We start from the raw sequence: 13,986 nt of genomic DNA, 5'->3' as shown, positions 1-13,986 counted from the left end.
CGAAGCAAGATCGTGAGCGAAGCAGTGACTACGGCGCAGGCCGTACCCGAGTCTCATCCAGTCGATGTCGCGACGGCCCCAACCCAAAGCGCTCGGCGGCGTGCGCCGCGCGCGCTCTTCGCCGCCGCCGCGCTCGGCCCGCTGCTGGTGCTGCTGCCGCTCGCGCTGACGTTCTGGCGCGCGTTGTCCTTTGGTTTGGCCGACGCGGCCGAACTGATCTTCCGGCCGCTGGTTGGCGAACTGCTCGTCAACACGCTCTCGATCACCGTTTCGGCCACGCTCGCTTGCGCCGTGCTCGGCACCGCGGTGGCGTGGCTCGTCGAGCGCACCGACGTACCGGGGCGGCGCGCGTGGGCGCTCCTCGCCGCCGCGCCGCTCGCCATGCCCGCGTTCGTCACGAGCTACGCGTGGGTCTCGCTGAGCCTCGATTTGCAGGACTTTCTCGGCGCGTTCATCGTCATCACGACGGCCTATTTCCCGCTCGTCTACCTGCCCGTTGCCGCCGCGCTGCGCGGCCTCGACCCCGCGCTCGAAGAGTCGGCGCGCGCGCTCGGCTGCAACCGCTGGGCCGTTTTCGTGCGGGTCGTGCTGCCGCAATTGCGACCTGCGCTGTTCGGCTCGATGCTGCTCGTCGCGCTCGGCGTGCTCTCCGAATTCGGCGCGTTCACGCTGCTGCGCTTTCGCACGTTTACCACCGAGATTTACGCGGAATACCGCACGAGCTTCGATGGCGGCGGCGCTTCGCTGCTGGCCTGCGTGCTGATCCTGCTCTGCCTCGTGTGTCTCGTGCTCGAGTTTCGCGTGCGCGGGCGCTCGCGCTACGAGCGCGTGGATCGCGGCGCTCGGCGCGCGAGCGTGCGCCATGCGCTCGGCCGCTGGCGCTGGCCCGTTGCGGCGGGTTTCATCGCGCTCAATGTGGCGACGCTCGGCGTACCGCTCGCGATGATCGGCTACTGGCTCACGCAGCCCGGCGCGGCCGCGATCACGCCCGCCGAAGTCTCGCCGGAGTTGCTGGTCTCGACCACGTTCGCCTCGCTGCGCCTCGGCCTCACCGCCGCGTTTTTCACCGTACTGCTCGCGCTGCCGCTCGCGTATCTGCTTGCGCGCTATCCCGGCCGCGCCGCCACATTTCTCGAACGCACGGCCTTCATCGCGCAGGGCGTGCCCAGTCTCGTCATCGCGCTTGCCATCGTCTCGCTCGCCGTGCGCGCACTCGAACCGCTCTATCAGGGCACCACGCTGCTGATTACGGCGTACGCGATCCTCTGTCTGCCCCTTGCGCTCGTGAGCGTGCGCGCGGCCCTCATGCAAGCGCAGCAGCGCCTCGAAGATACGGCGCGCGCACTTGGCCTCGGCTGGTTTGCCACGCTGCGCCGCGTCGTGCTGCCGCTCGCGGGTCCCGGCCTTGGCGCGGCGGCTTCGATGGTGTTCATCTCGGTGGTCACCGAACTCAACGCCACGCTGCTGCTCGCGCCGATCGGCACGCATACGCTCGCCACGCAGGTCTGGACCGACACCTCGACGCTCGCCTTCGCGGCCGCCGCGCCCTATGCCGCACTGCTCACCGCGCTTTCGCTCGCGGCTTCCGGCCTGCTGTTCGCGTTTGCAGGCCGCTCCGCGCTCGCGGGCCATGCGTCCGTGAATATGTCGGTCGATACGGCCAACGCGCCGTCCGACGACGTCTGAGCCTAACTGAGCCTCGACCATGAGCACACTTCGCATTTCCGGCCTGCAGAAGGCCTTCGACGGCCACCCGGTTCTGCACGGCATCGATCTTTCCGTGCGTTCGGGTTCGCTCGTCGCGCTGCTCGGGCCTTCGGGCAGCGGCAAGACCACGCTGCTGCGCGTGCTGTGCGGCTTCGAGCGCGCCGACGCCGGCACGATCGAAATCGAGGGCCGCCGCGTGGCCGGCGACCGGCTGCATCTGCCCACCGAGCAGCGTCATATCGGCTATGTGCCGCAGGAAGGCGCGCTCTTTCCGCACCTCACGGTCGCCGAGAACATCGTATTCGGCCTGCCGCGCGCGCAGCGCCGCGCACGTCATCGCGTGGCCGAATTGCTCGAACTCGTCGGTCTTCCGGAATCCTATGCATCGCGCGCGCCGCAACAACTCTCGGGCGGCCAGCAGCAGCGCGTGGCGCTCGCTCGCGCACTCGCGCCCTCGCCCGGCCTTGTGATGCTCGACGAGCCGTTCTCGTCGCTCGACGCCGCGCTGCGCCTCGAAACGCGCGAAGCCGTGGCGCGCGCGCTCGCCGCCTCCGGCGCGACCGCCGTGCTCGTCACGCACGACCAGGCCGAGGCGCTCTCGCTCGGTCACGAGGTCGCCGTGCTGTGGCGCGGAAAACTGTTGCAAAGCGGGCCGCCGCAAATGCTCTATCGCCGCCCGGCCACGCGCGAACTCGCGGCCTTCATCGGCGAGGCGGTGCTGCTGCCGGGTACGGTCGCCAACGGGCGAGCGCATTGCGTGCTCGGCGCGCTGCCGATCCAGCAAGACCAGCATGCCCAGGAAGGCGCCGTGGACGTGATGCTGCGCCCCGAGCAGATCGACGTGCTGCCCGAAACCGCCCAACGCGACGGTGCGCTGGAAGCGGTGGTGCGCGCCATCACCTTCCAGGGTCAGGATGCCGCGCTCACGCTGCAACTGATCGATGCGCACGCAACGGTTCGTGCGCGCGTGCCGGGCTATCGCACGCCACGCGAAGGCGAGCGCGTGCGGCTCGCGGTGGGCGGCGAAGTGAGCGTCTACCCGCGCTGACGCGGCACCGAAAGGTCCTGCACCATCTGCTGCGCGAGGTAGTCGCAAGTCGGGCGATTCGATTTGACGCTGCGCGCCACCACGATTTCCAGCGGCTCGATCTTTGGCAGGCCCTGCGCCTCGCCGAGGATCGCGAAGCGCGACGGTACGCTGCAACGCGTGAGCGCGACAATCGCAATGCCCGCCTCCACAGTTGCCATCAGACCCATCAAACTCGCGCTGCTATACGCGGCGCGGTAGCGGATGTGCGCGGCATCGAGCGCCGCCACAGTGTGCGCGCGCGCCACACTGCCATGCTCGTAGAGCCCCACCGGTAGCGGCGACATGGCGAGCGGCGCGGGGTCGGTGGCGGACCCCACCCACACCATGTCCTCGGCCCGCACGAACTCGCCGCGCATCTTGCGGTCGCGCGTGACGAACGCGATGTCGATCTTGTTGTCCGCCAGCATAGGCCCGAGCGCGACGCTCTGAGCACAGACGATCTCGATCTCCACATGGGGATAAAGAGTCGAAAATCGCCGCAACACCGGCGAAAGTAGCGACGCCATGTAGTCGTCGGGCGCGCCGAGCACCACGCGCCCCGTCACCTCGGGCCGCACCAGCGCCGCCCATGCCTCCTCCTGCAAATCGAGCGCGCGCCGCGCGTATTCGAGCAGCGTGTTGCCAGGCCGCGTGAGCGCGAGATTGCGCGTGTCGCGCGTGAGCAGCGTGGTGCCGAGCATCTGCTCGAGCCGCTTGATCTGCATGCTCACGGCCGCCTGCGAGCGATGCACGGACGCGGCGGCCTTCGTGAAGCTGCCCGCGTCCGCCACGGCGGCGAAGGTGCGCAACAAATCGATATCGAATTCGGGGTTCATACTCGGGGCAGCCGGGGCGGCGATTCATAAGCTGCATTGATGGAATTCTTCAATTTAATTCGTTTGCTCACGCGCTGCAACTGGCGAATACTGACTGTGTCTCCAACCCACTTTCGATTTCTCCGCTCCGGCCATGCAATCCGAACATTACGGCAACCGCCAGCAAGGCGTCCTGATGCTCGCGGGCGGCGGCCTCCTGATGGGCACGATCGGCGTGTTCGTCGAGGAGGCGCGCCTTGGCGCGCTCACGCTCGTGTTCTTCCGCTGCTTTTTCGGCATGCTCGCGCTCGCCGCGTACTGTGCGTACAAGGGCTGGCTCTCGCCGCGGCAGTTCACGCGCCGTACGCTCATGCTCGCGCTCATCTCGGGCGTGCTGATGGTCACGCAGTGGGTGGCCTTCTTCGACGCGATCCATCGCACGAGCATTGCCGTTTCGACGGTCGTGTTCCATGTGCAGCCGTTCTGGGTCGTGCTGATGGGTGCGGCGCTCTTTCACGAGCGGCTCGGCGCCGACCGGCTGGGCTGGATCGGCATTGCATTCGCGGGGCTCGTACTCGCTTCCGGCGTGCTCGCGGAAACCCATGTGGCCGACCGCACGAGCTACATGATCGGCATTGGCGAGTCGCTGGGCGGCTCGGTGCTCTATGCGAGCGTCACGCTCATCGCCAAGAGCCTGCGCAACTTTCGCCCGCACCTGCTCACGCTGACGCAATGCGTGGTGGGCTCGGTATGCCTGCCGCTCATCGCGCCGTTTTTCGCGCCGCTCGAACTCGTGCATATTTCGGCCACGCAATGGGGCTGGCTCGTGGGCATGGGCGTGCTGCACACGGGGCTTTCGTATGTGCTGATTTACGGCGCGCTGCCGATGCTGACCACACCCGTGATCGCCGTGCTGCTGTTCGTGTATCCGCTCACCGCGATCGCGGTCGATGCGATCGTCTACGGTCGCGCGCTGAGCGTGCCGCAGCTTGCGGGCATGGCGCTGATCGTGACGGCGAGCCTCGGGGTCAATCTCGGCTGGCGCCTGTTGCCGCCGAGGCTCGTGAAGGTGCGGCGCTAGTCAATGCGCCGCATAGGGGGATCACGAAGGCAGTGTTTGGCCCTTCGTTTCCGGCGCAAACGGAATGATCAGGAGTCCAAGAACGAAGGCCAGCGCCGTGAGCGCAACCGGCACGCCAAGCGTGTGCATACGCAGCACTGCCGCGCCAAGCAGGAAGTTCACCCCCGCGCCCACGAAGCGGCCAAACGACGTGCAGAACGCGAACGCCGTAGCGCGCACGCGCGTTTCGAACTGCTCGGGTAGCCAAAGGCTGAAGAGTGCGAAGTTGCCGCCAAAGAAGCCCAGCACGAAGAGCAGCGCGATGAACGGCACGAGTCCGTTCTCCAGGTAAAACGCCCAGCCGAAGCTCGCCGCGATCGTCACGGCCATGCCCGCGAAATAGACGGCGAGCGTCCATCTGCGGCCGATTCGTTCGGCCATGGGCGGCAATGCGAGGCAACCCAGGATCGTTCCGATCGACAGGATGCCCGTGGCAATCGAAGCCGTGCGGATCGCCTCGGCCTTGTTCGCACCCGCCTTCGTAGCAAGCTGGATCACGGCGGACGGTTCATACACCGCGCCTGCCCACAAGCCGATGATCGCAATGGTCAGCAAAGCACACGCCACCACGGTGCGCAGACGGTACACATCGCCGAAGATTTCACGCAGCGGACGGCCGCGATGCACATGGCTCGCCTCCGACTTCTGCCACTTCGCCGGCTCCTCCACACGCGTGAGCACGAGAATCGCCACCACCACCGGCACCGCGCCCGTGAGGAACATGGCTCGCCAGCCGAAGTGCACGCCGACCGTGTAATTGAGCGCGGCCGCAATGAAGAAGCCCGCGTAATAGCCAGTCTGCAGATAGCCCGCGCCCATCTTGCGGCGATCCTCGGGCCACGATTCGGCCACATAAGTGCCCGCGAGCGCCCACTCCCCGCCTATGCCCACGCCCGCGAGGAAGCGGTAAATGGCGAGCGACCACACGCTCTGCGCGGTGGCCGAGAGTCCCGTGAAGATCGCAAACATGAAAATGGTGGCCGCCAGCACGCGCGTGCGGCCGAAGCGGTCGGCGAGCGGCCCCCAGATGAACGACAGCCCCCAGCCCACGAGGAAGAGCGCGAAGAGGATCGAGCCGGCAAGCCCGATGTTCGCCGCACTCGCCTCATAGCCCGAGCGCGGCAACAACTCCGTGAGCGCGGGCGTGAGCACGAGTGCGTAGATGAACGAGTCCATCCCGTCGAGCGTCCAGCCTGCCCAGGCGCCCCAGAAACCGGCGATCTGCGACCGGTTGAGCGGTGTCTTGGTGCGAGTTCGCCGCGCGGACTCGGTGATCGAATTCATGATGCTCCCCTCTCCTTTGATGCCCCGCCAGCACGCGCAGCAGGATGCGCACGCGCGCCGCGAAACGCGGAAATGCAGGCCGCGGCAATGCCGGCCCTGTTCAGGAACTCCCTGTAAGCCCCCGTTCTTCTTACCCGTCTATAGTGAATCCAGTGTTTCTGTGTTGCGGGTTTTCGAGGCTTTCGCCTTGGTCGTTTTATATATAATATGTGATCTCATGAGCGACGCAACGAATGGTTTTCCCCTGGAAGGCGCAGCCGCGCCCCGCACCAGCACCTCGCGCATGATCGCCGACGCCTTGCGCAGCGCGATCGTCGAGGGCAAGCTCGCGCCCAACGCGCCGCTGCGCCAGGACGCGATCGCGCGGCATTTTTCGGTCAGCGCCATCCCCGTGCGCGAGGCGCTGCGCCAGCTCGCGAGCGAAGGCTGGGCGAAGATCGAGGTGAACAAGGGCGCGAGCGTGGCCTCGCTTTCCGCCGACGAAGCGCGCGAAATCTACGAGATCCGCTCCGCGCTCGAAAGCCTCGCGCTCGGTCACGCCATTCCGCATCACACGAGCGCCACGCTGCGCGAAGTGAGCGCGCTGGCCGCCGCCGCGAAACGCGAACGCGATCCGTCGCTCTACGTCGCGCGCAACGAGGCGTTTCACATGAGCCTCTACGCGCCCGCCGGGCGCCCACAGTTGATGGAGATGCTCACCGCGCTCCATCGCCGCGGCGAACGTTATCTGCGCCTGAAATTCGGCTTTCCCGAGTACAAAGGGGAATCCGATAGTGAGCACACCGAAATTCTCGCCGCCGTGAAGCGCGGCGACGTGCCCACCGCGCAAAAGCTCGTGGCCGAGCACCTGCTCGGCACGGGCGAACTCCTCTACCGTTTCCTGACCGAGCGCGCCGCGCTGCCTTCGATTGCAACCCCGGTGGCAACCCCAGTGCCACCTTCGGTACAAACTGCCGCCGCAAAGCCGCGCGCCGCCTCTTCCCGCTCACGGAGCCGAACTGCCGATGAAGCCTCAAGCTGATACGCCAACCTCGCCTGACCTCGCACCGCGCTCGTGGACCACGCGCCGCGACGAAAAGGCCCGCCGCCTCGCCGCCATTTCAGGCTGGCTCGACGACGGCGTCCTGCCCGCCTCGCGCATGACCGATGCGCTCGAACTGCTGATCCGCCCAGGCGACCGCGTCGCGCTCGAAGGGGACAACCAGAAGCAGGCCGACTTCCTCTCCCGCTCGCTGGCAAAGACCGATCCGGCCAAGGTCAACAACGTTCATCTGCTGATTTCGAGCATCAGCCGCCCCGAGCATCTCACGCTGTTCGAACGCGGCATTGCGCACCGGGTGGACTTCGCGTTCGCGGGGCCGCAGAGCCTGCGCGTCGCGCAGTTGCTCGAAGACGGCCAGCTCGAAGTCGGCGCGATCCATACCTATGTCGAGCTGTATGCGCGCATGTTCGTGGACCTGATTCCCCAGGTTGCGCTGCTGTGCGCCGAAAAGGCCGACCGCCACGGCAATCTCTACACCGGCCCGAACACCGAAGACACCCCGACCATCGCCGAGGCCGCCGCATTCAGCCAGGGCATCGTGATCGTTCAGGTGAACGAAATCGTCGATGAACTGCCGCGCGTGGACATTCCCGGCTCGTGGGTCGACGTGGTCGTGCAGGCCGACCGGCCGTTCGCGGTCGAGCCGCTTTTTACGCGCGATCCGCGTCACATTGGCGACTTGCAGGTGCTCACCGCGATGATGGTCATCAAGGGCATTTACGCGCCCTATGGCATCGCTGCGCTCAATCACGGCATTGGCTTCGACACCGCCGCGATCGAATTGCTGCTGCCCACGTATGGCGAGTCGCTCGGTCTCAAGGGCAAGATCTGCCGCAACTGGACGCTCAATCCGCACCCCACGCTGATTCCCGCCATCGAATCGGGCTGGGTGGAAAGCGTGCATTGCTTCGGCAGCGAAGTGGGCATGGAAGACTACATCGCCGCGCGCCCCGATGTGTTCTTCACCGGCAGCGACGGCAGCCTGCGCTCGAACCGCGTGCTGTGCCAACTCGCGGGGCAATATGCCGTGGATCTCTTCATCGGCTCGACGCTGCAGATCGACGCGGACGCGAATTCGTCCACCGTCACACGCGGGCGCCTCGCGGGCTTTGGCGGCGCGCCAAACATGGGCCACGATCCGCGCGGGCGGCGCCATGCGAGCGAAGCGTGGCTCAAGCTGCTCAAGGACAACGGCCCCGTTTCGCGTGGCCACAAGCTCGTGGTGCAACTGGCGGAGACCTGGAAGAAAGGCGGCGAGCCGACTTTCGTGGACGAACTCGACGCCATCGCCGTGGGCCAGAAGAGCGGCATGCCCGTCGCGCCCGTCATGATCTACGGCGACGATGTGAGCCATGTCGTGACCGAAGAGGGCATTGCGCACCTGCATCGCGCAGAGGGCATCGAGGAGCGCCGTGCCGCGCTCGCGGCCGTGGCGGGCGTGACGCCCATCGGCCTGCGCGCGCAGCAGCAGCAAACAGACGAACTGCGCCGCCGCGGCATCGTGCAATTCCCCGAGGATCTCGGCATTTTGCGCGGCGAGGCCAAACGCTCGCTGCTCGCGGCGCGCAGCATCGACGATCTGGTGACGTGGTCGGGCGGACTCTACACGCCGCCTGCTCGTTTTCGTAGCTGGTAAGCGGCGATGCGCACACTTCCTTTTACGGTGCTTGCCGAAGGCTCGGCGGGCCTTGCGCGACGCGTTGCGTACGCAGGCGATTCGCAAGCGCACGGCGTAGAAGCGCAGCTCGCCCGCTTCGCCCGAGACGCGCTGATCGAAGAGGCGCGCCTCACGCCCAAGCCCGCGCTCGTGGACGCACGCGGTAGTGGCGCGCACAACGATCTCGATCTCGCGACGATGCTGCGCTCGGCGCACGCGCTCGAACCCACGTTCGAAGCGCTCGCGCGCGCTTCGCGCGGGGCGGCGCCCGGCACGGCGCTGCGCACCGATCTCGCGCGCATCGGCCGCGCCGGCGAAGCCGCGATGATGCGCGCGACGCAAGGCAGCAATGCGCATCGCGGCGCGATCTGGATCGTCGGGCTGCTCGTGGCGGGTGCGGCGATCGTGCATACGCCGCAAAGCAGCGACAGCGCGTGCGCGCATGCAGCGCATATCTGCGAAACGGCTGCGCAGATCGCGCGCTACGATGACCTGCTCGCGCAACCCGCGCAAAGCAACGGAGAGCGCGTGCGCCAGCGCTACAACGTGGGTGGCGCGCGCAGCGAAGCGCAAGAAGGCTTTCCGCACGTCGTGCGCGTGGGCCTGCCCGCGCTGCACGCCGCGCGCGTGCAAGGCCACGACGAAGCCCACGCGCGCGTGGACGCCCTCCTCGCGATCATGGCCTCGCTCGACGACACCTGCGTGTTGCACCGCGCGGGGCTCGCCGGGCGCGAAGCCGCGCAAGCGGGCGCGCAGCGCGTGCGCGATGCGGGCGGCCTCGCCACGCAAGCCGGCCGCGCCGCGTTCGATGCGCTCGAACGCGCGCTGCTCGCACTCAACGCATCGCCGGGTGGCGCGGCCGATCTGCTCGCCGCGACGCTCTTCATCGACAGACTGGTACAGCACCGCATCGGCGGGAGGACGGCTTCATGGAACAACTGACATTCGACTACCCGGCGCAACGCGCCGTGACGACGCGCGCTCACGTGGGCGTCGTAGGCTCGGGCGATCTCGAAGTGCTGCTGCAGCCCGCGGGCGACATGCAGGCGCGCGTGGTCGTGCATACGAGCGTGGACGGCTACAGCCACATCTGGAAGAGCGTGCTCGACCGCTTCTTCACGCGCTATGACGGCGCGGCGCTCATCGAAATCAATGACTTCGGCGCCACGCCCGGCGTGGTGGCGCTGCGCCTCGCGGAAGCCGTGGAAGCCGCGCAGGAGGCGAAGTCATGAGCAGCACTCAACAACTGACGCCCGGCGCGTTGCTGCGCGAAAGCTTCATCGAATTGAGCGCACGCGAACGCGCGACCGCTGTGCTGGACGCGGGCACGTTTCGCGAATTACTCGGGCCGTTCGACCGTATCGAATCGCCGTGGCTGCCGTTGCAGGGCATCGTCTGCCAGGCCGACGACGGCGCGGTGATCGCTCGCGGCACCATCGATGGCCAGCCCGCTGTGGTGGCCGCGATCGAATCGGCATTCCAGGGCGGCAGCATCGGCGAGGTGTCGGGCAGCAAGATCGCCGCCGCACTCGAACTGGCACTCGCCGACTGCGAGCGCGGCAAGATCGTGCGGCCGGTCGTCCTGTTCGAGACCGGCGGCGTGCGCCTGCAGGAAGCCAATCTCGGCCTCGCGGTGATTGCGGAGATCCAGTCGGCCATCGTTGCGTTGCGCACGCATGTTCCCGTTGTCGGCGTGATCGCGGGCATGGTGGGCTGTTTTGGCGGCATGTCGCTCGCGGCCGCTTTGTGTTCGACGCTCGTGATGACGAAGCAGGGCCGCCTCGGCATGAATGGTCCGGAGGTGATCGAGCAGGAAGCCGGCATCGAGGAGCTCGATTCGAGCGACCGCCGCCAGGTGTGGCAATTGATCGGCGGCGAGCAGCGCGCGCAGACAGGTTTCGCCGATGCGCTCGTCGACGACGCTGTGGACGATGTGCGCGCCGCTGTGCGCGCGGCGTTTGCACAAGGCGCGCCGCACACGCCGCGATCGGCGGATGTGGAGGGCACGCTCGCGAAGCTCGCGCAGATCGATCCCGCCAGCGTCACCCCTGAAACGATGCGTGCGGTGTTCACCGCTTCGCCCCTGAACCTGAGCGGAGAAAACGCATGAACGATACGACGACGAGCCGCGGCACACGCTGGCTGCGCGCCCTCGCGGGCGGGGAAACACAGGGCGCATGCGTGCAGTACGCCGATGCGCCGCTTAGCGGCGAGGCCGCGCGCTTCATCACCGTTGCCCCCGATCCTGCGAACCGCTTTCCACGCGCGCGCGACAACGTGGTGGGCCTCGAACAGGGCTGGCATCTCGCGAAGGCCGTGCGTGAAGCGATTGCCGAAGACGCCGCAAGCGGCAAGCGCCGCCCCATCATCGCGATCGTGGATGTGAAGAGCCAGGCCTACGGCTATCGCGAGGAGATGCTCGGCATTCACCTCGCCTGCGCCTCGGCCGTGGACGCCTATGCGAGCGCGCGCCTCGCCGGGCATCCCGTGGTGGCGCTGATCGTCGGGCCTGCGATGTCGGGTGCGTTCCTCGCCCATGGTTATCAGGCCAATCGCATCGTCGCGCTCGACGCGCCCGGCACGATGGTCCACGCCATGGGTAAGGAAGCGGCGGCGCGCGTCACGCGGCGCAGCGTGGAGGACCTCGACGCACTCGGCGAAAAGATCGTGCCGATGTCGTATTCGATGGCTTCGTTCGCGAAGCTCGGTCTGCTCGACGCGTTGATCGAGGGCGTCGACGCGGACGCGCCCAGCGACGCGCAGATCGCACGCGTGCGCGATGTGCTCGCGCAGAAGGTGCGGGAAGCACGCGGCGACAAGAGCGGTCTCGCGCATCGTCTGCAGGGCGAGTCGGCGCAGCGTACGCGCGCGGCGTCGATCGAGGTGCGCAAGCGCCTCGCGCAACAGTGGGACGCTAGCTGATGCGCGTGTGCGCCGCTCCGCCGTTTGCTCTCGATGCGCCGCGCCTCGATGACGCGCGCTGGCGCGCGCACGACCTGCTTCGCGTCGCGCGTCTCGCGCCTGGCGACAACGAGCCGGATTGGGTGCGCGGTGCGCTCGCTCGCACGCCCTGGGTTGTCGTGCGGCGCACGCGCGCGGCGGCGGGCTTCGTGGCGGTAGGCGTGCGCGGCAGCGTACGTTCGGAGCGTTTCGGCACATGGCTGCGTAATGAGGATATCGAATCATCTTCCAGCCCGGAGGATCTTCTCGGCGTGGATCCATTGCGCGCACGCCGCGCCTTGCCCGCGTTCATCGCGCTAGCTACCCTGCGCACGACCGCCTCGCCGTTGCGCCATTATGTTTGGGGCCCCACGGGCAGCGCTGGTTTCGAGCTCGCCACGTGCGTTCCCGCCCTCACGGCATCGAGCGATCTCGACATCCTGATCCGCCTGCCGCAACGCATCTCGCGCGCGGCTATCGACTCGCTTGCGCAAGCACTCGCGCAAGCCGCCAGCCGCGCCGGCACACGCGTGGACGCGCAACTCGAAACGCCCGCCGGCGGCGTCGCACTCGCCGAACTCGCGGCGCATAAGCCGCGCGTGCTGGCGCGCGCTTCCCGCGGCGCGCAACTCGTCGTCGACCCTTGGCAAGCGGCATGACGCTCGCCCTGCTCTTTCCCGGACAGGGTGCGCAAAGCGCTGGCTTCCTCCACAAACTGCCGCAGCACGACGCAGTACGGGCAACGCTCGACGAGGCATCGGCTGCACTCGACTTCGACGTCCTCACGCTCGATAGCGAGGACGCCTTGCGCTCCACAGTCTCCGTTCAGATCGGCCTCACGGTCGCGGGCGTCGCCGTGGCGCGCGCGCTCGCGCATGAAGGCCTCGTGCCGCAGTTCAGCGCCGGGCTTTCAGTGGGCGCGTATGCGGCTGCGGTAAGCTGTGAGGCCCTGGCGTTTGGCGACGCGCTGCACATGGTGCGCAAACGCGCCGAGCTGATGGAGAACGCGTGGCCCTCGGGCTATGGCCTCACGGCCGTTGCCGGGTTGAGTGAGACGCAGGTGGAAACGCTCGCGCTCGCGTACGTGCGTGAGGGCGGCGAACAGGTGTACGTGGCGAACGTCAACGCGCCGCGCCAGATCGTCGTGGCCGGCGCCGATGTCGCGCTCGAAGCCTTCGCGGCCCGCGCGCTCGCCGCTGGCGCGCGCAAGGCGCAACGGCTCGCAGTGGCCGTTCCTTCGCATTGCGAACTATTGACCGATGCCGCCGACACGCTCATCGAGTGGGCGCGCGACATACCCTTTCGCGCGCCGCGTGGCGTCTATGTGGACAATCGCGGCGGCCGGCCGCTCTACAACGCCGACGCCATCCGCGCCGATCTCGCCACCAACATGCGCTACACGGTGCGCTGGTACGACGCGCTCACGGTCATGATCGAGTCGGGCGCAAGCGTGCTGGTCGAAGCGCCGCCCGGCCAGGTGCTCACGGACATCGCCCGCGAGCAATATCCCGAGGTGGCGGCGCTCGCGGGCTCCGGTTTGCCGCTGGAGCGGCTCGTCGCGATCGTGCGGCGCCGGCTCGGCGAAGACGCCTGAACGCGACGCCAACGCCGACTATGGCGTTTATGCGCATAAATTCTTTTTCGATTTCTAACGCGAAGCTACGCACGCACGCGTAGCCGTCTGCGCATCTAAAATCGACGATTTATCACTCATCTTTCTCTATCTATCACCCTATTTTCGCAAACCTGGCGTTACCACACGAAACGTGAGATTCACGCGCTCGCCACTCACAGCCGGTTCTTTCGGCACGCGATGCCGCCACTGCGCCTGTGTCTTGCCCTGCATCACGAGCAGACTGCCGCTTGTCAGCTGGAAGGAGCGCACGACGCCCGTCGCGTTGTGGCGCAAGTCGAAGCGTCGCGTCGCGCCGAGGCTCAGCGAAGCGATCACCGGCTCGGGGCCGAGTTCGGGTTCGTGGTCCGCGTGCCAGCCCATGCTGTCCGTACCCATGCGGTAACGATTGAGCAGCACGCTGTTGAAGCGCACGCCGCAAAGCGCGGAAATGGCGTCGCGCAGCTCGGTGACCTGGTGAGTCCACGGTTGCGGAATATTTCGGATGCCTGAATAGACGTATACCGCGCCTTCGTCGCCCTGCCAGGCCGTAAGGCGTGGCTGGTCCACCCAGCCGCCGGGCGTGCGGATGCGTTCCTGGCGCCAGCCGGCTTCGGCAACGATGCGCGCGAGCGCCTCGGCGGCCGCGTCGGGCGCGAGCCATGATGGATACCACGCCACGTCGGGGGCCGGGGTATCGTCGAAAAGATCGAACATCGAGAATGCTTCAATCGAGCGGG

At 67.4% G+C, this 13,986-nt stretch carries 14 protein-coding genes; 11 read left to right on the top strand and 3 right to left on the bottom strand.

Annotated elements, in window-relative coordinates:
* Window positions 1-12: 12 nt before the first annotated feature.
* On the top strand, window positions 13-1,686 hold the full coding sequence (locus tag JMY28_RS25590) for an ABC transporter permease (protein ID WP_236597040.1): 1,674 nt from the start codon (window positions 13-15) through the stop codon (window positions 1,684-1,686).
* 19 nt (window positions 1,687-1,705) lie between these two features.
* Window positions 1,706-2,755: an ABC transporter ATP-binding protein gene (locus JMY28_RS25585; protein WP_201698688.1), complete on the top strand. Its 1,050-nt coding sequence runs from the start codon at window positions 1,706-1,708 to the stop codon at window positions 2,753-2,755.
* Here JMY28_RS25585 and JMY28_RS25580 read toward each other — a convergent pair.
* Window positions 2,743-3,612: a LysR family transcriptional regulator gene (locus JMY28_RS25580; RefSeq protein WP_201698687.1), complete on the bottom strand. Its 870-nt coding sequence runs from the start codon at window positions 3,610-3,612 to the stop codon at window positions 2,743-2,745. The two genes, JMY28_RS25585 and JMY28_RS25580, sit on opposite strands and share 13 nt — an antisense overlap.
* Before the next feature lie 133 nt (window positions 3,613-3,745).
* Between JMY28_RS25580 and JMY28_RS25575 the strand changes: the two genes are divergently transcribed.
* Window positions 3,746-4,672: a DMT family transporter gene (locus tag JMY28_RS25575; RefSeq protein WP_201698686.1), complete on the top strand. Its 927-nt coding sequence runs from the start codon at window positions 3,746-3,748 to the stop codon at window positions 4,670-4,672.
* Window positions 4,673-4,693: 21 nt separating this feature from the next.
* Here the strand turns inward: JMY28_RS25575 and JMY28_RS25570 are convergent, their stop codons facing one another.
* On the bottom strand, window positions 4,694-5,995 hold the full coding sequence (locus JMY28_RS25570; RefSeq protein WP_201698685.1) for an MFS transporter: 1,302 nt from the start codon (window positions 5,993-5,995) through the stop codon (window positions 4,694-4,696).
* A gap of 217 nt (window positions 5,996-6,212) precedes the next feature.
* Here JMY28_RS25570 and JMY28_RS25565 point away from each other — a divergent pair, with 217 nt between their 5' ends.
* From JMY28_RS25565 to mdcH, 8 genes are read left to right on the top strand one after another with little or no spacing between them, the layout of a single operon-like run.
* Complete coding sequence (locus JMY28_RS25565; protein WP_201698684.1) at window positions 6,213-7,016, top strand: GntR family transcriptional regulator; 804 nt, start codon at window positions 6,213-6,215, stop codon at window positions 7,014-7,016.
* On the top strand, window positions 7,000-8,673 hold the full coding sequence (gene mdcA / locus JMY28_RS25560; protein WP_201698683.1) for a malonate decarboxylase subunit alpha: 1,674 nt from the start codon (window positions 7,000-7,002) through the stop codon (window positions 8,671-8,673). Before JMY28_RS25565 ends, mdcA begins: the two co-directional genes overlap by 17 nt.
* Window positions 8,674-8,679: 6 nt before the next feature.
* Window positions 8,680-9,636 carry a triphosphoribosyl-dephospho-CoA synthase gene (locus JMY28_RS25555; protein ID WP_201698682.1) on the top strand — a complete coding sequence of 319 codons (957 nt, stop codon included), beginning with the start codon at window positions 8,680-8,682 and terminating at the stop codon, window positions 9,634-9,636.
* Window positions 9,624-9,926 (top strand): malonate decarboxylase subunit delta, encoded by a 303-nt coding sequence (locus tag JMY28_RS25550; protein WP_201698681.1) that lies wholly within the window; start codon window positions 9,624-9,626, stop codon window positions 9,924-9,926. The genes JMY28_RS25555 and JMY28_RS25550 overlap by 13 nt, the downstream gene beginning before the upstream one ends.
* Complete coding sequence (locus JMY28_RS25545) at window positions 9,923-10,804, top strand: biotin-independent malonate decarboxylase subunit beta (protein WP_201698680.1); 882 nt, start codon at window positions 9,923-9,925, stop codon at window positions 10,802-10,804. The genes JMY28_RS25550 and JMY28_RS25545 overlap by 4 nt, the downstream gene beginning before the upstream one ends.
* Entirely contained in the window at window positions 10,801-11,616 is an 816-nt protein-coding gene (gene mdcE / locus JMY28_RS25540; protein ID WP_201698679.1) for a biotin-independent malonate decarboxylase subunit gamma, read from the top strand. Before JMY28_RS25545 ends, mdcE begins: the two co-directional genes overlap by 4 nt.
* Window positions 11,616-12,293: a malonate decarboxylase holo-ACP synthase gene (locus tag JMY28_RS25535; RefSeq protein ID WP_201698678.1), complete on the top strand. Its 678-nt coding sequence runs from the start codon at window positions 11,616-11,618 to the stop codon at window positions 12,291-12,293. The genes mdcE and JMY28_RS25535 overlap by 1 nt, the downstream gene beginning before the upstream one ends.
* The gene (mdcH, locus tag JMY28_RS25530; protein ID WP_201698677.1) at window positions 12,290-13,228 is read left to right on the top strand and encodes a malonate decarboxylase subunit epsilon; all 939 of its coding nucleotides are present in this window, start codon (window positions 12,290-12,292) and stop codon (window positions 13,226-13,228) included. The genes JMY28_RS25535 and mdcH overlap by 4 nt, the downstream gene beginning before the upstream one ends.
* Before the next feature lie 138 nt (window positions 13,229-13,366).
* On the opposite strand, the gene JMY28_RS25525 is transcribed toward mdcH, so the two are convergent.
* Window positions 13,367-13,963, bottom strand: a complete 597-nt coding sequence (locus tag JMY28_RS25525; protein ID WP_201698676.1) for an alpha-ketoglutarate-dependent dioxygenase AlkB family protein — start codon at window positions 13,961-13,963, stop codon at window positions 13,367-13,369.
* Window positions 13,964-13,986: the final 23 nt, after the last annotated feature.

Source organism: Paraburkholderia hiiakae (assembly GCF_904848665.1).
Taxonomy (GTDB): Bacteria; Pseudomonadota; Gammaproteobacteria; order Burkholderiales; family Burkholderiaceae; genus Paraburkholderia; species Paraburkholderia hiiakae.
This window is presented reverse-complemented; position numbering and strand designations above follow the sequence as displayed.

What these genes read in the sequence shown, in the direction of transcription:
- JMY28_RS25585 (WP_201698688.1), top strand. Translation starts at nt 1,706, where the DNA reads ATGAGCACACTTCGCATTTCCGGCCTGCAGAAGGCCTTCGACGGCCAC.
- JMY28_RS25580 (WP_201698687.1), bottom strand. Translation starts at nt 3,612, where the DNA reads ATGAACCCCGAATTCGATATCGATTTGTTGCGCACCTTCGCCGCCGTG.
- JMY28_RS25575 (WP_201698686.1), top strand. Translation starts at nt 3,746, where the DNA reads ATGCAATCCGAACATTACGGCAACCGCCAGCAAGGCGTCCTGATGCTC.
- JMY28_RS25570 (WP_201698685.1), bottom strand. Translation starts at nt 5,995, where the DNA reads ATGAATTCGATCACCGAGTCCGCGCGGCGAACTCGCACCAAGACACCG.
- JMY28_RS25565 (WP_201698684.1), top strand. Translation starts at nt 6,213, where the DNA reads ATGAGCGACGCAACGAATGGTTTTCCCCTGGAAGGCGCAGCCGCGCCC.
- mdcA (WP_201698683.1), top strand. Translation starts at nt 7,000, where the DNA reads ATGAAGCCTCAAGCTGATACGCCAACCTCGCCTGACCTCGCACCGCGC.
- JMY28_RS25555 (WP_201698682.1), top strand. Translation starts at nt 8,680, where the DNA reads ATGCGCACACTTCCTTTTACGGTGCTTGCCGAAGGCTCGGCGGGCCTT.
- JMY28_RS25550 (WP_201698681.1), top strand. Translation starts at nt 9,624, where the DNA reads ATGGAACAACTGACATTCGACTACCCGGCGCAACGCGCCGTGACGACG.
- JMY28_RS25545 (WP_201698680.1), top strand. Translation starts at nt 9,923, where the DNA reads ATGAGCAGCACTCAACAACTGACGCCCGGCGCGTTGCTGCGCGAAAGC.
- mdcE (WP_201698679.1), top strand. Translation starts at nt 10,801, where the DNA reads ATGAACGATACGACGACGAGCCGCGGCACACGCTGGCTGCGCGCCCTC.
- JMY28_RS25535 (WP_201698678.1), top strand. Translation starts at nt 11,616, where the DNA reads ATGCGCGTGTGCGCCGCTCCGCCGTTTGCTCTCGATGCGCCGCGCCTC.
- mdcH (WP_201698677.1), top strand. Translation starts at nt 12,290, where the DNA reads ATGACGCTCGCCCTGCTCTTTCCCGGACAGGGTGCGCAAAGCGCTGGC.
- JMY28_RS25525 (WP_201698676.1), bottom strand. Translation starts at nt 13,963, where the DNA reads ATGTTCGATCTTTTCGACGATACCCCGGCCCCCGACGTGGCGTGGTAT.